This is a genomic window from Pseudomonas muyukensis, assembly GCF_019139535.1.
Lineage (GTDB): Bacteria > Pseudomonadota > Gammaproteobacteria > Pseudomonadales > Pseudomonadaceae > Aquipseudomonas > Aquipseudomonas muyukensis.
Window position 1 is genome coordinate 2,908,431 of sequence record NZ_CP077073.1, and the last position, 15,040, is coordinate 2,923,470.

Annotated in this window: 23 protein-coding genes and 2 tRNA genes; 10 read left to right on the forward strand and 15 right to left on the reverse strand. The window is 63.0% G+C overall.

The features are described from left to right. Positions 1–134: 134 nt before the first annotated feature. Positions 135–208, forward strand: a tRNA-Cys gene (locus tag KSS95_RS13195). 101 nt (positions 209–309) lie between these two features. Here KSS95_RS13195 and KSS95_RS13200 read toward each other — a convergent pair. The 6 genes from KSS95_RS13200 to KSS95_RS24585 all read right to left on the reverse strand — a co-directional run bounded on the left by KSS95_RS13200 (position 310) and on the right by KSS95_RS24585 (position 3,227). After that, on the reverse strand, positions 310–1,374 hold the full coding sequence (locus tag KSS95_RS13200; RefSeq protein WP_217847541.1) for a site-specific integrase: 1,065 nt from the start codon (positions 1,372–1,374) through the stop codon (positions 310–312). Positions 1,375–1,377: 3 nt separating this feature from the next. Then, a complete protein-coding gene (locus KSS95_RS13205) occupies positions 1,378–1,614 on the reverse strand; it encodes a DUF4224 domain-containing protein (RefSeq protein WP_217847542.1) in 237 nt (78 codons plus the stop codon). Between the two features lie 37 nt (positions 1,615–1,651). After that, positions 1,652–1,879 carry a hypothetical protein gene (locus KSS95_RS13210; RefSeq protein WP_217847543.1) on the reverse strand — a complete coding sequence of 76 codons (228 nt, stop codon included), beginning with the start codon at positions 1,877–1,879 and terminating at the stop codon, positions 1,652–1,654. Positions 1,880–2,136: 257 nt separating this feature from the next. Next, positions 2,137–2,598: a hypothetical protein gene (locus KSS95_RS13215; protein WP_217847544.1), complete on the reverse strand. Its 462-nt coding sequence runs from the start codon at positions 2,596–2,598 to the stop codon at positions 2,137–2,139. Between the two features lie 138 nt (positions 2,599–2,736). After that, a complete protein-coding gene (locus KSS95_RS13220) occupies positions 2,737–2,979 on the reverse strand; it encodes a hypothetical protein (RefSeq protein WP_217847545.1) in 243 nt (80 codons plus the stop codon). Next, entirely contained in the window at positions 2,976–3,227 is a 252-nt protein-coding gene (locus KSS95_RS24585; RefSeq protein ID WP_225935499.1) for a hypothetical protein, read from the reverse strand. The genes KSS95_RS13220 and KSS95_RS24585 overlap by 4 nt, the downstream gene beginning before the upstream one ends. A 66-nt stretch (positions 3,228–3,293) precedes the next feature. Here KSS95_RS24585 and KSS95_RS13225 point away from each other — a divergent pair, with 66 nt between their 5' ends. The 3 genes from KSS95_RS13225 (at position 3,294) to KSS95_RS13235 (ending at position 4,930) form a co-directional block, all read left to right on the forward strand. Beyond that, positions 3,294–4,079, forward strand: a complete 786-nt coding sequence (locus tag KSS95_RS13225; RefSeq protein WP_225935500.1) for a hypothetical protein — start codon at positions 3,294–3,296, stop codon at positions 4,077–4,079. 219 nt (positions 4,080–4,298) lie between these two features. Next, on the forward strand, positions 4,299–4,562 hold the full coding sequence (locus KSS95_RS13230; protein ID WP_217847547.1) for a hypothetical protein: 264 nt from the start codon (positions 4,299–4,301) through the stop codon (positions 4,560–4,562). Beyond that, on the forward strand, positions 4,559–4,930 hold the full coding sequence (locus KSS95_RS13235; RefSeq protein ID WP_217847548.1) for a hypothetical protein: 372 nt from the start codon (positions 4,559–4,561) through the stop codon (positions 4,928–4,930). Before KSS95_RS13230 ends, KSS95_RS13235 begins: the two co-directional genes overlap by 4 nt. A gap of 349 nt (positions 4,931–5,279) precedes the next feature. On the opposite strand, the gene KSS95_RS13240 is transcribed toward KSS95_RS13235, so the two are convergent. Continuing rightward, on the reverse strand, positions 5,280–5,486 hold the full coding sequence (locus tag KSS95_RS13240; RefSeq protein ID WP_217847549.1) for a DUF6434 domain-containing protein: 207 nt from the start codon (positions 5,484–5,486) through the stop codon (positions 5,280–5,282). Between the two features lie 96 nt (positions 5,487–5,582). Here KSS95_RS13240 and KSS95_RS13245 point away from each other — a divergent pair, with 96 nt between their 5' ends. Then, positions 5,583–6,011 carry an anti-virulence regulator CigR family protein gene (locus KSS95_RS13245; RefSeq protein ID WP_217847550.1) on the forward strand — a complete coding sequence of 143 codons (429 nt, stop codon included), beginning with the start codon at positions 5,583–5,585 and terminating at the stop codon, positions 6,009–6,011. A 237-nt stretch (positions 6,012–6,248) separates the two neighbouring features. Here the strand turns inward: KSS95_RS13245 and KSS95_RS13250 are convergent, their stop codons facing one another. Then, positions 6,249–6,680 (reverse strand): hypothetical protein, encoded by a 432-nt coding sequence (locus KSS95_RS13250; protein WP_217847551.1) that lies wholly within the window; start codon positions 6,678–6,680, stop codon positions 6,249–6,251. A gap of 143 nt (positions 6,681–6,823) precedes the next feature. Next, positions 6,824–7,498 (reverse strand): polysaccharide lyase family 7 protein, encoded by a 675-nt coding sequence (locus tag KSS95_RS13255; RefSeq protein WP_217847552.1) that lies wholly within the window; start codon positions 7,496–7,498, stop codon positions 6,824–6,826. Between the two features lie 263 nt (positions 7,499–7,761). On the opposite strand from KSS95_RS13255, the gene KSS95_RS13260 reads away from it, so the two are divergent. Then, positions 7,762–7,947 carry a hypothetical protein gene (locus KSS95_RS13260; protein WP_217847553.1) on the forward strand — a complete coding sequence of 62 codons (186 nt, stop codon included), beginning with the start codon at positions 7,762–7,764 and terminating at the stop codon, positions 7,945–7,947. Between the two features lie 29 nt (positions 7,948–7,976). Here KSS95_RS13260 and KSS95_RS13265 read toward each other — a convergent pair whose 3' ends face one another. The 3 genes from KSS95_RS13265 to KSS95_RS13275 form a co-directional block, all read right to left on the reverse strand. Next, positions 7,977–8,390, reverse strand: a complete 414-nt coding sequence (locus tag KSS95_RS13265; protein ID WP_217847554.1) for a DoxX family protein — start codon at positions 8,388–8,390, stop codon at positions 7,977–7,979. 129 nt (positions 8,391–8,519) lie between these two features. Next, positions 8,520–8,604 (reverse strand) — tRNA-Leu (locus tag KSS95_RS13270). 93 nt (positions 8,605–8,697) lie between these two features. Then, a complete protein-coding gene (locus tag KSS95_RS13275; RefSeq protein ID WP_217847555.1) occupies positions 8,698–8,907 on the reverse strand; it encodes a hypothetical protein in 210 nt (69 codons plus the stop codon). 104 nt (positions 8,908–9,011) lie between these two features. Here KSS95_RS13275 and KSS95_RS13280 point away from each other — a divergent pair, with 104 nt between their 5' ends. From KSS95_RS13280 to KSS95_RS13295, 4 genes are all read left to right on the forward strand, one after another. Then, entirely contained in the window at positions 9,012–9,293 is a 282-nt protein-coding gene (locus tag KSS95_RS13280; protein ID WP_217847556.1) for a hypothetical protein, read from the forward strand. Positions 9,294–9,374: 81 nt separating this feature from the next. Beyond that, the gene (locus KSS95_RS13285) at positions 9,375–10,529 is read left to right on the forward strand and encodes a two-component system sensor histidine kinase NtrB (protein ID WP_225935501.1); all 1,155 of its coding nucleotides are present in this window, start codon (positions 9,375–9,377) and stop codon (positions 10,527–10,529) included. A gap of 6 nt (positions 10,530–10,535) precedes the next feature. After that, positions 10,536–11,981 carry an ATPase domain-containing protein gene (locus tag KSS95_RS13290; protein WP_217847557.1) on the forward strand — a complete coding sequence of 482 codons (1,446 nt, stop codon included), beginning with the start codon at positions 10,536–10,538 and terminating at the stop codon, positions 11,979–11,981. A gap of 4 nt (positions 11,982–11,985) precedes the next feature. Continuing rightward, entirely contained in the window at positions 11,986–12,345 is a 360-nt protein-coding gene (locus tag KSS95_RS13295; RefSeq protein WP_217847558.1) for a response regulator, read from the forward strand. Between the two features lie 70 nt (positions 12,346–12,415). Here the strand turns inward: KSS95_RS13295 and csrA are convergent, their stop codons facing one another. From csrA to modC, 3 genes are all read right to left on the reverse strand, one after another. After that, positions 12,416–12,616: a carbon storage regulator CsrA gene (gene csrA, locus KSS95_RS13300; protein WP_134693679.1), complete on the reverse strand. Its 201-nt coding sequence runs from the start codon at positions 12,614–12,616 to the stop codon at positions 12,416–12,418. A 264-nt stretch (positions 12,617–12,880) separates the two neighbouring features. Continuing rightward, positions 12,881–13,891 carry a DNA topoisomerase IB gene (locus KSS95_RS13305; protein WP_217847559.1) on the reverse strand — a complete coding sequence of 337 codons (1,011 nt, stop codon included), beginning with the start codon at positions 13,889–13,891 and terminating at the stop codon, positions 12,881–12,883. A gap of 56 nt (positions 13,892–13,947) precedes the next feature. Continuing rightward, entirely contained in the window at positions 13,948–15,039 is a 1,092-nt protein-coding gene (gene modC / locus KSS95_RS13310) for a molybdenum ABC transporter ATP-binding protein (protein WP_217847560.1), read from the reverse strand. Between the last annotated feature and the right edge of the window lies 1 nt (position 15,040).

Sequence of the window (15,040 nt, forward strand, 5' to 3'; positions counted from 1 at the left end):
CCCTTGAAGATTTTTTTCTTTAGGGGGGTTGCAAGGTGATTCGAATGCCGACATAATGGCCTCCATCGAAACGCAGCTGACTTGAAAAAGCCCAGCGGTTTCAAGGAGATAGCGAAAGCTGACTCCGACTTTGAGGCCGAGTAGCAAAGTGGTTATGCTCCGGATTGCAAATCCGTCTACGCCGGTTCGATTCCGACCTCGGCCTCCACCATTCGAAACCCCGCAGATCTAGGTCTGCGGGGTTTTTCTTTGTGCGCAGAAAACCCGGATCGTTTCCGCATCTTTAGGCATCGTTTCCGCATCAGCCCTTTACTTGGTCGGGCTGACCACCTCGCCGACGCGGCGGTAAACGCGCTTGGTGATTTCTTCCTTGGAGTGCCCAAGCAGCCGGCTGGCGTGGCTAATGTCCTCAATCTCCGACGCCGCCTTCGGTCGGATATCGCGAAACTGGAACTGTCGAACTTTGGTGGCCAAGTCCGCGTTGCCATCGGCAGTCAGCTTGCGCGCAGCCCTGTCTCTCGCTTCGCTGAAGCGGTTCCTTAACATTTCCCAACTCATGCGCAGGCCGGAGTCGTTGGTGATGAGGCGTGAGTTGCGCACACCCTGCAGCTTTCGCCGCTCCAGAAGCGCTTCGATGAATAGGCCCAGGCCAGTGAGCTCGCCGTTGACGTGCCGCCGGATGCGCAGTTTCTTGTCGGTCTTGTTCTGGTCAACCCACAGGTAGTCCTCGTCCAGGTCGACGGTGCTGAATTTCAGGGTATCCGCAGGGCGCTGGCCGGCCAGGTAGGCCAGGTCCATAGCATCCTTAAGGCCCTGATCACCTTCGGCATAAACCGCATCCCAGATTTCGTCGGCCGCGTAGAAGTCGCGTCCCTTCTCCTTGTTGCGGCGAACTGCCAGGCATGGGTTGCGCTCGGCGAATCCCCACTCCATGGCCATGGTGAAAACGTGCGAGAGCAGGGCGATCTCCCGGTTTGCCCGAGTTTTGGCGCTGCGGGCATCGCGGTACTGAGCAATGACCGGCGGGCTGATGGCCTCAATCGGCGCGTCAGCGAACGCCTTACGCAGGCGTTCAAGTTCGTACTTGTTGTCCTTTTGCGTGCGTGGCGACTTGCCCGGGATGATGTCCCGCTCGTACCGGTCAAACAGCTCGCACATCGTGGCCATCACTTTTGGCATCGCCTTGTGCTCCAGGCGCGCCCATTCCAGCTTGGCCTCAGCGAGGTCAGTCCCCAGCGGCACCTCCCGCCGTTTCCCGTCTGCATCCCTCCCGTCGTAGTAGTACCCAACCCACAATTTACCGCTCTTCATCTTTCGAACCCGCCGCAGCATCCTTGGCGGCAGGTCCTTGTTCGATGCCTTCCTGTTGCGCATCTGTTACCCCACACGCGATAGATCCAAAGTCCAGGTTTCCGCCGCGGCATTCGTTGCCGTTGGCTTAACTCCGGCCATTTTCAGGCGGGCATACACCCGCCCTACAACTGGACGCCTGGCGCCGGTGAGCGTGTACTGCCAGCCATTGTTGGCCAGCCAGGCGATCTGCTTGCTTGGTAGCTGGAAGCCGGTGACGCGCGCCACCTCTTCCTCGTCGAGGAACTCGCTTGCATGTTCCATGGATGGTCTCCACGCCGCCGGTGGCGGCAGGTAAATGTCAGTCAGCGCCTTCGGTGATCGAATGCTCGACGCTCATGGAGCGCGCATCGGCGGCCCCCATGAACACCATGTTCAAAGCGGTGCTTTGCAGGACGCCGACCGCGTCAGTGCCTTCGTCGTCTTCGCCAAGAACGGGTAGCGCCTGGTGGCGAATCAGGTCGATGGTTACGCCTTCGGGAACATCGAAGCGAGTGATGATCGTCGTGGTCACGGTGATGATTGGCATGGAGTCATCCTCGCCCGCGCATGTCGGCGGGCTCATGTGTTAAAAGGGTTGATCAAACAGGAGGATCGATATGGGCAAGACAGCCAAACCGTTCTACTTCGTTGCTGCGCCACTGATTGCGATCGGCGCTGCATTCGCCGCTATCGGTGCATCTGGGCAGGCTGCCTTCGGTTACACCGCGGTTGGCTTGTTGGTGCCAGGCCTTGTACTACTAGCTGCTGGATTTCGCCGGCGGGCTTGAGTAGTAGGGGGAGGGGTTATTTGTTCTTGAGGTCGGCTTTGCGTTTTCGCTCCGCCCGGACGAACTCTTTGGACGTGCTGGCAAGTCCGCCTACCACGTCCTCGGGCATGATGGCGTTGTTGCAGTGAGGGCATAGAGGAGCCATGGTCGTGCTGCGCCATGCGTCGTCCATCGCCTTTGCTGCGCGACTGCGGAGCTGGAACTTCTCAGCCTGGGCCAGTTCCTCGGCTCGACGGTTGAGCTTGCTTACCGCGGCTCCGTAGTGCTCGACCAGGTAGATGAACGCATCGAAGGCTTCTACCTCTGTCTCGCAATCGCTGCACCAGACGCGCCGCTCCTTCTCGTCGTAAACCATCTTCCGGTGCCGGCATGAGGTTCTAGGCCTTCGGGTAAGGCCGCGAGCAACCCGGATGTCTTCGATCTGCACGACCTTGACGCCGAACGACCATTCTTGCGGCTCGATTGGAGCATCGCTCATCGCGGCCCCCTGTAGATCAGGTAGGCCATGTAGGCGAGGGCGATCATTTGCGCTCCTCCACTGGCGGATGAACAGGGCACGGCCAGTTCAGTGAGCCGTCGCCGGATGGGCAGGTGCAGGTCTTTTCGATCAGGTCGGTCATGGCGCCACCTCGGGTCGCTCAGGGAACGAAGCTTCGGCTTCGGTGCGGAACTTAATGCCGGCCGAATCCCCGTGCCGACCTTCCGACCAGGTGATCCGCTTGCCGCAATAGCAGCCTGTCACTTGGGCGAGGTCGAAGTTCTGTCGGAACTCCATCGATATTCCTGTCATGCCGTGCTGGCGCGCCAGGGCGACTACAGCCTGTGCAAACTCGACATCATGATCAGTCACTGCGCTCACAGCTGATACCTCTCATCATTCCATGCCGCCGGCGCGGCAGCAGGTGTAGGTTCGGGTTGGGTTTCGTGCGGGGAGAGCTCGCGCTGGTTGCCGGCCTGCAGCTGGCTGTCGGGGATGCAGCTGATGCCGACCCCATTCAGCAGGTAGCAGGTGACGCCGCGCTGGCTGTCGTGCTGAACGTCGATGACGTTTTCAGTGGCGCTGGCGCCGGTGGCCAGCAGCAGGAGGCAGAGGGCGAGGCGGGTCATGGCTGCACCGCCGGGAACTCAATCAACGTCGTACTTCCTTCCTCCGGGTACCTGCGTAACAGCTCGTTGAAGAATCTCGGCATCTACTGCGAAGTCAATGCAGGGCATGGCGTCAACATCAAGCTCGGCGCAACGCTGAATCGCTTCGAAGACGTCAACATCACGGTGCTGAACCCGACGAAGTCCTGCTACCTCGGCATCTGGTCTGGGATCGCACTCGGGCAGCCGCAGGGCGTGTTCGATACCACCTGGGAAGGTGGCGACCTTTACATCACCAGCGCCCACACCGTGTTCGGAATCGACTTCGTTACCAACGGGACGACGTTCAACGAGAACAACTTCCGCCGCATGCGCTGGAACAACGGCAACACGCTGCAGTTCGCGCGGTTCACGAACGTCGACACGGCGACATACCTGGAAGGCAACACCATTGACGGTGTGAACTTCGAGATCTGCTCCGGTGGCGGGATCTTCGCCACGAACATGAAGGGCTGGATCATCAGGACGTGTAAGTTCTGGGATCAAGGCGGGGCATACAAGAACCACCTGGTCCACATGGGTGCCAACTCCGGCCTCCCAAGCATCGGCAACACGCTTGAGACTGTTATGCGAAATGGCGACACGATGACGGCAGGCAAGCGCGACATCTTCATCGAGTCCGGTAACGACACGACGCTCATCAACTGCTACACCGACCCTGGCAACTCGCCGTCGTACGACTTCAACGGGCAGCGAGTGCTGATCATCGGGCCGGCGCTGTCGAACGTATCGAACAGCCAGCGCATGGCTATCGCCAATCCGCGCAATGCGATTACCGCCAGCGCCACTTTTGCCGGTACAACGTCGGCCTGATCACGCGGAGCTCAACCGGCCTGTATCGAGTCACGTTCACTAACCCAAGGACCGATATCAACTACCGGGTTTACACGCAGCTCACTTCCGAAGTTGCCGCCTGGGCACAAGTTTCTAAAACCGCAAGTTACTTCGATATCAAAGTTGTTCGATTCGATGGCGCCGCGGTTGATATGGCGGAAATCGACTTCGACGTGTTTGGCTGATTAGGAGAAAACCATGGATGTCAATGCAAACACTTCCGGCTGGGTGAGCGTCTATGCGTCCAGCGGCATCACTGTCGGTACCGGCCTGGAGGTCCAGAACAAGAATTCCAACCTGCTGACTATCCAGGAGAGCGCGAGCGCGCCTTCGGTCGATGACTTCTCCGGGCGTCTTCTGCGCTACTGTGATGTCGTTGAGGTCTGGCCGGGGTCGCCCGGCGTATGGGTTCGCGGCGCGATGAACGTCATCCAGATCAACGTCCAGGCGGTGCCGGCATGATTACATACCCGAACCGCCTGGCGCGGCAGGCTATGGCCAGGGCTCAGCAGAGCCCGACCACCGCGCAGATGAACGCTGCTGTGGCCACGGCTGGCGTGACGGCCATCAGGTTGACAGCCACGCTGGGCGCCGGTGGTGCGGTGACGCTGACATTCCCGGCGGCCTATTCATCGCCGCCCACGGTTGTCGGTACTGGCCGATTCGTTGGTGACCGTGGCTACTTCGCTGTACCGGGCGTGGTAACCGCCACCACCGTGGCTCTGACTGGGAAGCGGAACAAGGGAACGCTGCTGCTGAGCGATGGGCCGAACGAGGCAGCTACGTCTGGCGATGTGGTGGAGGTGCTGGTGATCGGACGGCTGGCCTGACCGGGGGACAATCTGGGGACACTGGTTGTCCCAAATGGGCCTGAACTACCAGCACCAGGACTTAAGGCCTGGGCTAGTGATTACGCGGGGTTCAGGCTGTAGCCCGCGATTTAATTGAGGTGCTGACCGGATTGCAAATCCGTCTACGCCGGTTCGATTCCGACCTCGGCCTCCACCATTCGAAACCCCGCAGATCTAGGTCTGCGGGGTTTTTCTTTGTGCGCCGGAAACTTTCGAAGTCGCAAAACAAATTACACACAGTCCCAGAACTGGATCACTTGGGGCTTGGCGATGGCACCGGCGCGCGGGGCACTGCAAGGCATGCCAAGCATTCGCGGTCAGGCATGTGTCACTTGCGCGTACTTAGCCAGTGATCAGCAACCTCACCCATGGTGGTCGCGGCCCCGCTCTTGATCCACGCCATGAACGCACGGTCGAACTTGAAGGCCTCGCCGCATTCGCCGACGAGAAACTGCCTGACCTTTTGCGTGTTGCGGTAGTGTGGGTCCAGCGGCGTTGTACGGGTGATCGGGCCTGCGTGCCAATCGAAGCTCATGACCTTCTCCCTGGTGAGCGACATGCCCGGATGAGCGTAGCAGCACTCGCCGTGGGCTACAGTGCAAGCTGTCTCCCTGCGGCCAAGGATCAGCACATGAGCCCGAATCAAACAATTGTTGCATGCGCGACCACCATACTGCTGGCGCTGACCCCCTGCGTGTCGTTTGCCGATCCCGGTAACGGCAAGGGCCATGGCCAGCAACAGCATGGCAACTCAGGTGGCAAGCACGATCCTGGCACCCGGCACGGCGGGCCTTCGGTCGATCGGGGCTATGTGCTCGGTATCCTCGATGGCCACCGTGGCTATTGGCGCTCGAACCCGGCACTGCCGCCCGGCATCCAGAAAAACCTCGCGCGCGGCAAGCCGTTGCCACCCGGCATCGCCAAAAAGCTGGATGGCCGGCTGCTAGGCCAGTTGCCGCGTTATCAAGGGTATGAGTGGATGCAGGCGGGGGTCGACCTGATCCTGGTCGCGGTCGCGACGGGCCTTGTTTACGAAGTGCTCGAGGGGGCATTCGATTAGAGGCTGTGCGACGGGCAAGAAAAGGCCCGCTGGGGAGGGCGGGCCAAGTGTTTCACGGATGAGCCTTCAGCATGCCACGGCCCAGGTGAAAAAGTTGTCAACGCTCAGCCCTTTCACAAAGAAAACTGCAAAAAAAAGAAAACCCGCCAAGGTGGCGGGTTGAACAGAACGTATCGAAGCCAGGCCAGTCTGCCTTCACGAATGTCAGAATTTCGTGAAGGCCATGGCTTTCAGGCCTCAATAACCGTTACTGAATTTTTCATCGATCTTGCGCTTCTCCATGGCGTATTGCCGTGGGTCGATCTCTTCCGAGATCAGTCGGTTGTCGAGCGCGTCCATCTGGCTTTTCTTCAGGCGCGAGACGTGGGCCCGGGTGGCCTGGTAGTTGATCGACTCGGCAGCGTTGTAGCCGCTGATCGGGTCCCACAGGATCGACACCGGCCACAGCAGCAGGTTGGCGATGCCATAGCCGTATGCCCGGCCATAGAAGGAACCGCCCCCAGGCAGCAGGCCCAATGCTGCAGCGCCGCCTGGGCTCTTTTCGCGCACATCGAGGTTCTGTGCGCGGTAATAGCCCAGTTCTTGCTCTTGCACGGAATTCAGGCCGCTGGCGCACCCCGTGGTCAGGAGGATGAAAGCGGCGGCGAGCAGGTGGCGAGCGACGGGCATTGCGGTTTCCTTGATTTTTCAGTGGCTTGCCTCGCATTCCGAAGCGAGGGGCGCGCATCCTACAACAAGTGATGGCATATTGCCTTGCTCTTTATCACGCAAATGAATGGAAGTTGCCCGCGTTACAGGATGGGCGAGTGCGCTCACTGGTGGCTCAAGTCCAGCTGGCTGATCACGCACGCCGAAGCGTCCTCGGCCGGCGTGCTCTCGCTGAAGTCCAGCTGGTTGTACACCCCACCGTGAAAATTGAAGGTACGACCGCTCCAGCTCGGCGCCAACGACAAGGTCCCGGTGCTGGCGCTGCGGCCATTGCAGGCGGCTGTCACCGTCGCCGCGCCTGCCGCGGTCACTTCGATGGTGATATCGAACGGGGCGCCGAGCGGCACCTCGGCCAGCAGGGTGCTGTTGACGGGTGTCACCTGGTTGTAGTCCTGGCGAAAGCCGAGGGTGATCTTGCCCTTGTTCCAGAACACCTTGATCGCCGGGCTGTCGTCGTCTTTCACGTGCATCTGGGCGATCACCACCTTCTGCGCGGCGTTGACTTGCTGCAGCAGCATGCGTTGGTGGTTGCGGTGGTGCGCGGCACTGCCCAGGGCCCAGTAGCCGGGCTCTTTCCATTCGCAGCGGGTGCGGTGGGTGCTCTTGCTTGCGGCGCCACGGGTCGGCGCCACCAGGCGTACAGCGCCATCGGCCAGGCGGCTGACCACCTGTGGCAAGGTCGCCAAGGCCTGGGCGCCTGTCAGTTCGAGGGCGACGGGGTTGGTGGCCGACTTGGCGACCGGGGTGGTGATGGTCAGGTTGTCGATGTTCACGGCCATTGCGGTTTCTCCTTTTTGCAAAGACAGGTCCTACTCTTGTGCGAACCCCTGAGCGGGCGAGCAAGTTCAAGGAAAGCGGCGACGAGCCGACAGGGGCGCTTGCGGGCGCAAAAAAAAGCCCGCCGGGGTGGCGGGCAAGAACGTTTTTGAAGGGAGAGCCTCTAACCTGCGCCTTGTCGGTTAAGTCAGGGTTAACGGTGGGAAAGATTGACCGGCCATGCTGAACGGCCTATACAGGCGGCCTGTTGTTACTGGAGCCTGCGATGCGCGACGAAGACGATCTGCCCGAACCTGAGCACGACCACTTGCTCGATCACGAATTCCACGACCCTTTCGACCCTGAGGCGGATGCCCACGGCGCGATGGATGATGTGGAAGAGGACGAGGAACTGCTCGACGACTTCGATGATGATGAGCACCCGGCCTGGCACGACGACCTCGACGACTGAGGTCGCGGCCATCGACCATGGGCAGCCGCTCAACGGCGGTCGAGGGAGAAGCGCCCAGCGCCGGAAACCGCCAGGGCCAGCAGCCCGCCGACGATGCTCAGGTTCTTCAGGAACTGGGTCATGTTGGCGCTGCGCTCGGGGTCGACCATGTTCCAGAACGGGTGGCCAAGCAGCGCAGTGCCGAGCACGAACAGGGCGAACAGCAGGGCCAGCGGGCGGGTATAGAAGCCGAGAATCAGCAGGATGCCGACCGCGAACTCCATGATCACCGCCACGCCTGCCGCCAGCGTTGGCGCCGGGGCGCCAAGCGAGGCCATGTAGCCGACCGTGCCTTCGAAGCCGGTCAGCTTGCCCCAACCGGACAGCACGAACAGGATCATCAGCAGGATGCGGGCAAGCAGGAGAACGAGATCGCGTTGACCTTCGAGCAGGGTATAGCGCATGGCGGCGCTCCAATGGACAGGGACATTGTCCACTCTAGCAGCTGGATGGCGCATTGCTGGCAGGCCGGCTCAGGCAAAAGACCCACCCACGAAAAAGGCGCCTGACAAGGCGCCTTCGTCGACAGAAGATGGTGCGAGTGGCGGGACTCGAACCCGCAAGGCTCACGCCGACAGATTTTAAGTCTGCTGTGTATACCAATTCCACCACACTCGCACGTTTGACCGCTGCGCTTCATGGGCAGAAGGGCCTGCAAATCAAGGCGGCTTTATAACCCATTGTTATAGAAGCGTCAACCGGGCGCCGACTTCAGGGTTCGATGGCGTCGGCGATCTGGCGCATGTCGTCGGCGCTGTGGCGCAGGTCCTCGGCATGGCTGTGCATGGCCGTGGCATCGGCCTGGTGCACCGAGTGGCGCAGGTACTGGGCATGTCCGTCCAAGGCTTGGCACAGCGTGTCCAGCTCGCCGGCGGTGCGCAGCAGGTCGTCCTGCAAGCCTTGCATGCGAAGGTTCGACATGATCTCGGGTTCCGGGCTGTTGGAGGCGAGGGCACTATAGGCCAATTGACACATTGCCGCCATTGCGCCACTGTTGGCCATTGGATCCAATTGAGCATGCCACCATGTCAGGGACTCCCCCCAACTCCGTCGGGCGTGCCGTGCGTCCCAAGTGGTTCTGGCGACTGCTGTTCATCCAGGTGTGCCTGGTGGGAGCGTTCCTGTATGCCGGTTTCATCAGCCTGGGCGCTTACCTGCTGATGCTGGGCTTCGACCCGCAGCACCCCGAGCCACAGCGTTTCATGGCCCTGGGCGGCGGCGGGTTGATCCTGCTGGTCGGCCTGTGGCTGCTGAAAGTGGCGATGCCGCGCCGCCTGATGCCATCGCTGGTAGAGCGCGACCACTGACGGTCGTCGCCTGACACCCGGCCTTGGCGGGACTTTTTGACTACGCTCAATATGTCCTTTCGCGGTGCTTGCGGAGCTCGCATGGTTGCAACAGGCCGCACCTCCCCATCGGTCATGTCCGAGGCACGCTATGAACAGCTGGTTCAGGCGGTGGTCGACTACGCCATCTACATGCTCGACCCCTGTGGCCATGTGGTGTCGTGGAACGCGGGCGCCGAACGTATCAAGGGCTATCGCGCCGATGAGGTGATCGGGCGGCATTTCTCGCTGTTCTTCACCGCCCAGGACTGCGTCGATGGGCGCCCGCAACGCTTGTTGCAGCAGGCCCTCGAGCAGGGCGGCGCCCAGGATGAGGGCTGGCGGGTGCGCAAGGACGGCACGCAGTTCTGGGCCCTGGCGGCGCTCGATGTCATTCGCGATGCCCAGGGCCAGGTCATTGGCCTGGCCAAGGTCACCCGTGACATCACCGACCGCCGTGAGTCGGCATTGCAACTCGATGCCATGCGCGCCCAGCTGTTTCAGGCGCAGAAGCTCGAGGCCCTGGGGCAGTTGACCGGCGGCCTGGCCCACGACTTCAACAACCTGTTGACCATCATCCTCAGTTCCGCCCGGCTGGCGCTCAACAGCCAGGACCCGGCGCGCATCCAGCGCTTGCTCGAACATGTCCTCGATGCCGGCCAGCGCGGCACGCAACTGACCCGGCAATTGCTCAGCTTCGCTCGCCATCGCCAGTTGAGCGTTACCCGACTGGCACCGGCCGAGGTCATCGCCGCGACCCGCGGCTTGCTCGAACATGCCTTGCCCCGGGATATCGAACTGCAGCAGCAGGTCGCGGATAACCTGCCGATGATCGAGGTGGACGCCGGGCAGTTGCAGATGGTCCTGCTCAACCTGATGTTCAACGCCCGTGATGCAATCGAGGGCGCCGGGTGCATCCGCCTGGTGGTCGAGTGCGTGCAGTTGGCCGGGGAGGTCGAAGGCCTGCAGGGGCGTTTCGTGCGTTTCGAGGTGCATGACGATGGCCAGGGCATCGACCCACAGGTGCTGCCGCGAATATTCGAGCCGTTCTTCACCACCAAGGCCTTCGGCAAGGGCACCGGCCTGGGCCTGAGCCAGGCCTATGGTTTCGCCCGGCAAAGCCTGGGTGCCATTGGCGTGACCAGCCAACCCGGAGTCGGCACCTGCATGAGCCTGTACCTGCCGGCGTGTGCCGACCCGCTGGCGACTGAGGAATAGACTGCCATGGTAGAGCCTCTCAAACGCCTGCCCACCGGAATCGAAGGGCTCGATGCGCTGCTCAAGGGCGGCCTGGTCGCGGGCGCCTCGTATATCGTCCAGGGCCATCCAGGCGCGGGCAAGACCATCCTGGCCAACCAGTTGGCCTGCAACCATGTGCGCGATGGCGGGCGGGTGCTGGTGGCCACGCTGCTCAGCGAGTCCCATGAGCGCCTGTTCCAGTACCTGTCGACGCTGAGCTTCTTCGACCCGACGCTGGTCGGCGACAGCATCCAGTTCGTCAGTGCCTTCGACACGCTGGAGCAGGAGGGCCTGGATGCCGTGGTGCGCTTGTTGCGCCAGGAGATCGCCCGGCAGCAGGCGACGTTGCTGGTGGTCGACGGCCTGCTCAATGCCCGTTCGCGCGCCGAAACCAGCCTCGACACCAAGAAGTTCGTCTCCGAACTGCAAGGCCACGCCGCCTTTGCCGGCTGTACCCTGCTGTTGCTGACCAGCGCATGCCTGGAGGAGGGCAGCCCGGAGCACACCATGGTCGACGGGGTGATCGAGTTGAGTGAGCAGTTGCTCGGCAGCACTGCGCTGCGCCAGCTGCAGTTGCGCAAGACGCGGGGCAGCGCGGCGCTGTCGGGGCGTCACGAATGCCAGATCGACGACAATGGGCTGCAGGTGTATCCGCGCCTGGAAGCGCTCTACAGCCGGCCAAGTCGAATGGGCGTGCAGACCCTGAACCGGGTCGCCAGCGGTGTACCCGACCTGGATGCGATGCTCGGTGGTGGCCTGGCCGAGGCCTCGGTGACCCTGTTGATGGGGCCGTCCGGGGTCGGCAAGACGGCGCTGGGCATCGCTTTTCTTGCGGCCTCCAGCAAGGCGGCGCCTGGCTTGCATTTCGGTTTTTACGAAACACCTGCGCGCTTGCGCCTGAAGGCCTCGGCCCTGGGCTACGACCTGGCTGCGCTGGAAAGCCGTGGCATGGCTCAGCTGAGCTGGCAGCCGACCACCGAGGGGCTGCTGGACCAGGTCGGTGCCCGGCTGCTGGACCAGGTGAGCGCGATGGGCGCCAGGCGCGTGGTGATCGACAGCCTGGGCGCATTCGGCCGCCTGGCCATGGAGCCGGCACGGCTGAACGCGTTCTTCCGCGCACTGACCAGCGAGTTGCGTGGCCGCGGCGTCACTGTGCTGCTGACTTGGGAAATGCGCGATATCTTTGGGGCGGAAATCACCGCGCCGGCCCCGGATCTGTCCAGTATCGTCGACAACCTGGTGCTGATGCGGTTCGCCGAGCTCGACGCGCAACTGCACCGGGCGCTGTCGATCGTCAAGGTGCGTGACAGCGACCACGACCCGGCCTTGCAGGCATTGAACCTGGGTGCAACGGGCATCAGCCTGGCCAGGGCGTTCGACGGTGCCAGCGGGGTGCTCAGCGGTTCGGCGACCACTCCAGGAGATCGCTGATGGGATGAACACCATCCTGATCGTCGACGACGAGTACCTGATTGTCGATATCCTCGGCTTCGCCCTGGAGGATGCAGGCTACCTGGTGGAAAAGGCCGGTGATGGGGAGAAGGCCCTTGAGGCGTTGGCGCAAAAGCGTGTGGACCTGGTGATCACCGACTACATGATGCCCAGGAAGAACGGCGAAGAACTGCTGCATGCGATCCGCGCTAACGCGCTGTTCAAAGACCTGCCGGTCATTCTCATGAGCGGCGCCCAGGCCAGCCAGGGGCGGGTCAGCCCAGACGCGTTCGCGGCCGTGTTCGACAAGCCGTTCGACATCGATCGGATGATCGCCACGGTGCGGGAACTGCTGGAGCGCTGAGGCTCGAAGTGGCACCCCGCGTGGGCGGGCAAGGGATCAGGCGCATCCGTGCGGCATGATGTGGCAGGCTTCAGTGTTGCTCGTCGTTGCCTTTCTCTGGCGCGGGGCTGCCGGCCTGGATTCGCTTGTAGATCTCTTCACGGTGCACCTGGACATCCTTGGGTGCATCGATACCGATCCTCACTTGCATCCCCTTGACGCCCAGAATGGTGACTTTGATGTCATCGTCGATGACGATGCTTTCGCCAACCTTGCGGGTGAGTATCAGCATGTAGTTCTCCTTGGTGGTGTAGAAAACCGCGGGGCCACTGTGCCCAGCGGTGGGAGCCTGTCCCTCTTCCTTCTCATTAAAGACGCTTTCGGCGGATAGTAATTCCCCGGCAGACAAATTCTGTAGCCGGTCTTTAGTCGCAGGGGCCGAACGACATGCGGCGATGGCCGTCGGCGAAGGTGCTCGGTGGCAAGGATAGGGGGCTTGGCCTCATATGGGAAATTTCTCTGCTCGATAGGGTAAATAGGCGGCGTCAATGATCGTCTAGGGCTCCAGCGCTTGCAGGAAGCGCAGCAGCGCCACCTCCTCGCGTTCCAGGCGCTGGCGCTGGCGGGCGCGGGGCAGCGCGGCCAGGCGCCCCAGGTGAAAGTGCTCGAGCACGGCCGGGTGGATATAGCTGCGCCGGCACACTGCCGGGGTGTTGCCCAGGCGCGCGGCCACTTGCCGCACGGTCGCGGCGACCTGGCGCCTGGCTTCGCTGTCCGGTTGCCAGGCCAGCGGCGTCAGCAGCGCCAACGCCAGGCTACTGCCGGCCCAGGTGCGGTAGTCCTTGGCGGTGAAGTCGGCGCCGGTGAGTTGCTGCAGGAACTGGTTGACCTCGGTGGAGCCGACGCTGTGACGCTGCCCCTGTTCGTCGAGGTACTGGAACAGCGCCTGGCCGGGCAGCTCCATGCAGCGCTTGACCAGCCCGGCCAGGCGCCGATCGCGCAGGGTGACGTTGTGCTCCACCCCGCGCTTGCCACGGAACTGGAAGCGCAAGGTGCTGCCCTTGACCTGCACATGGCGGGTATTGAGGGTGGTCAGCCCGTACGAGCGGTTGTCGCGCAGGTACTGGCGGTTGCCGATGCGAATCAGGGTGCTGTCGAGCAGGCTGATCACCAGCGCCATGACTTTCTCCCGGTCCAGGCCGGGGCGGGCGAGGTGGGCGTCCAGTTGCCTGCGCAGTGTCGGCAGGGCCTCGGCGAACGCTAGCATGCGCCCGTACTTGTGCTGGTCGCGCAGCGTGCGCCATTGCTCATGGTAGCGGTACTGCTTGCGCCCGCGGGCGTCTCGCCCGGTAGCCTGCAGGTGACCTTGCGGGTCGGCGCAGATCCACACATCGGTATAGGCCGGGGGAATCACCAGGGCGGCGATGCGGGCCAGGGTCTGCGCGTCGCGCACCCGTTGGCCCTGGGCATCGTAGTAATGGAAGCGCTCACGCCAGCGCCGCCGGCTGAGCCCAGGCTGGGTGTCATCGACATAGTGCAGCGCGGCGGGCAGCGGGCAGTCGGGCATGGGCGCGATCCAGGCAGGGGTGGTGCTGCAATGGACAACAGCCGCCTCGTTGTTGCTCAGCCGAGCAGCGCCACCGATTTGATCTGCGCCCACAGCCGCTGGCCGGGCTGCACGCCAAGCTGCTCAGCCGAGTAGCGGGTGATGCGCGCCAGCAGGGCATTGCCGTTGGCTTCCAGGCTCACCAGCACATGGGCTGGGTTGTCCGCGGCGCGGCACTCGCGCACCCGAACCGGCAGGCGGTTGAGGATGCTCGAGGCGGTGTCCGCGGTCAGCGCCAGGCTGACGTCACGGGCCTGGACCTTGAGCCGCAGGGTGCTGCCGACATGCAGCTCGGGGTGGGCGATGCGCAGCAGTGGGCCATCGCTGCCGGGCAGGCGCAGGTCGAACAGTCCGTAGTGCCGGTCATGGCCGACCACCACGCCTTCGAGCACCACGCCGGCGTCCTCGCCCTGGGCCAGCGACAGGTCGAGGCGGGCCAGGGTCTGGCCGATCGGCCCGCTGGCCAGGGCCTGGCCTTGCTCCAGCAGCACCAGGTGGTCGGCCAGGCGAGCCACTTCGTCCTGGGCATGGCTGACATAGATCAGCGGAATGTCCAGCTCGTCGTGCAGGCGCTCAAGGTACGGCAGGATTTCGCGTTTGCGGGCGCTGTCCAGGGCCGCCAGGGGTTCGTCCATCAACAGCAGGCGCGGGCTGCTGAGCAGGGCCCGGGCGATGCCGACCCGTTGCGCTTCGCCGCCGGACAACGTGGCCGGCTTGCGCGCCAGCAGGTGGCCGATCCCCAGTAGTTGGCAGGCGTGTTCCTGGCTGATCTTGCGCGCCTCGGGCGCGATCCGGCGCCAGCCGAATTCCAGGTTGCCGCGCACCGACAGGTGCGGGAACAGGCTGGCCTCCTGGAACACATAGCCCACCGGGCGCTTGTGCGGGGCCAGGAAAAAACCACGGGCGCTGTCTTCCCAGACCTCGCCGTTGACCTCGATGTAGGCGCTGGCGGCGCGCTCCAGCCCGGCCAGGCAGCGCAGGCAGGAAGTCTTGCCCGAGCCGGAATGGCCGAACAGCGCGCTGATGCCGCGCCCCGGCAGTTGCAGGTCGACACCCAGGGTGAAGTCGTCGCGCGCCAGTTTCAGGCGCGCCTGTATCGATGCACTCATC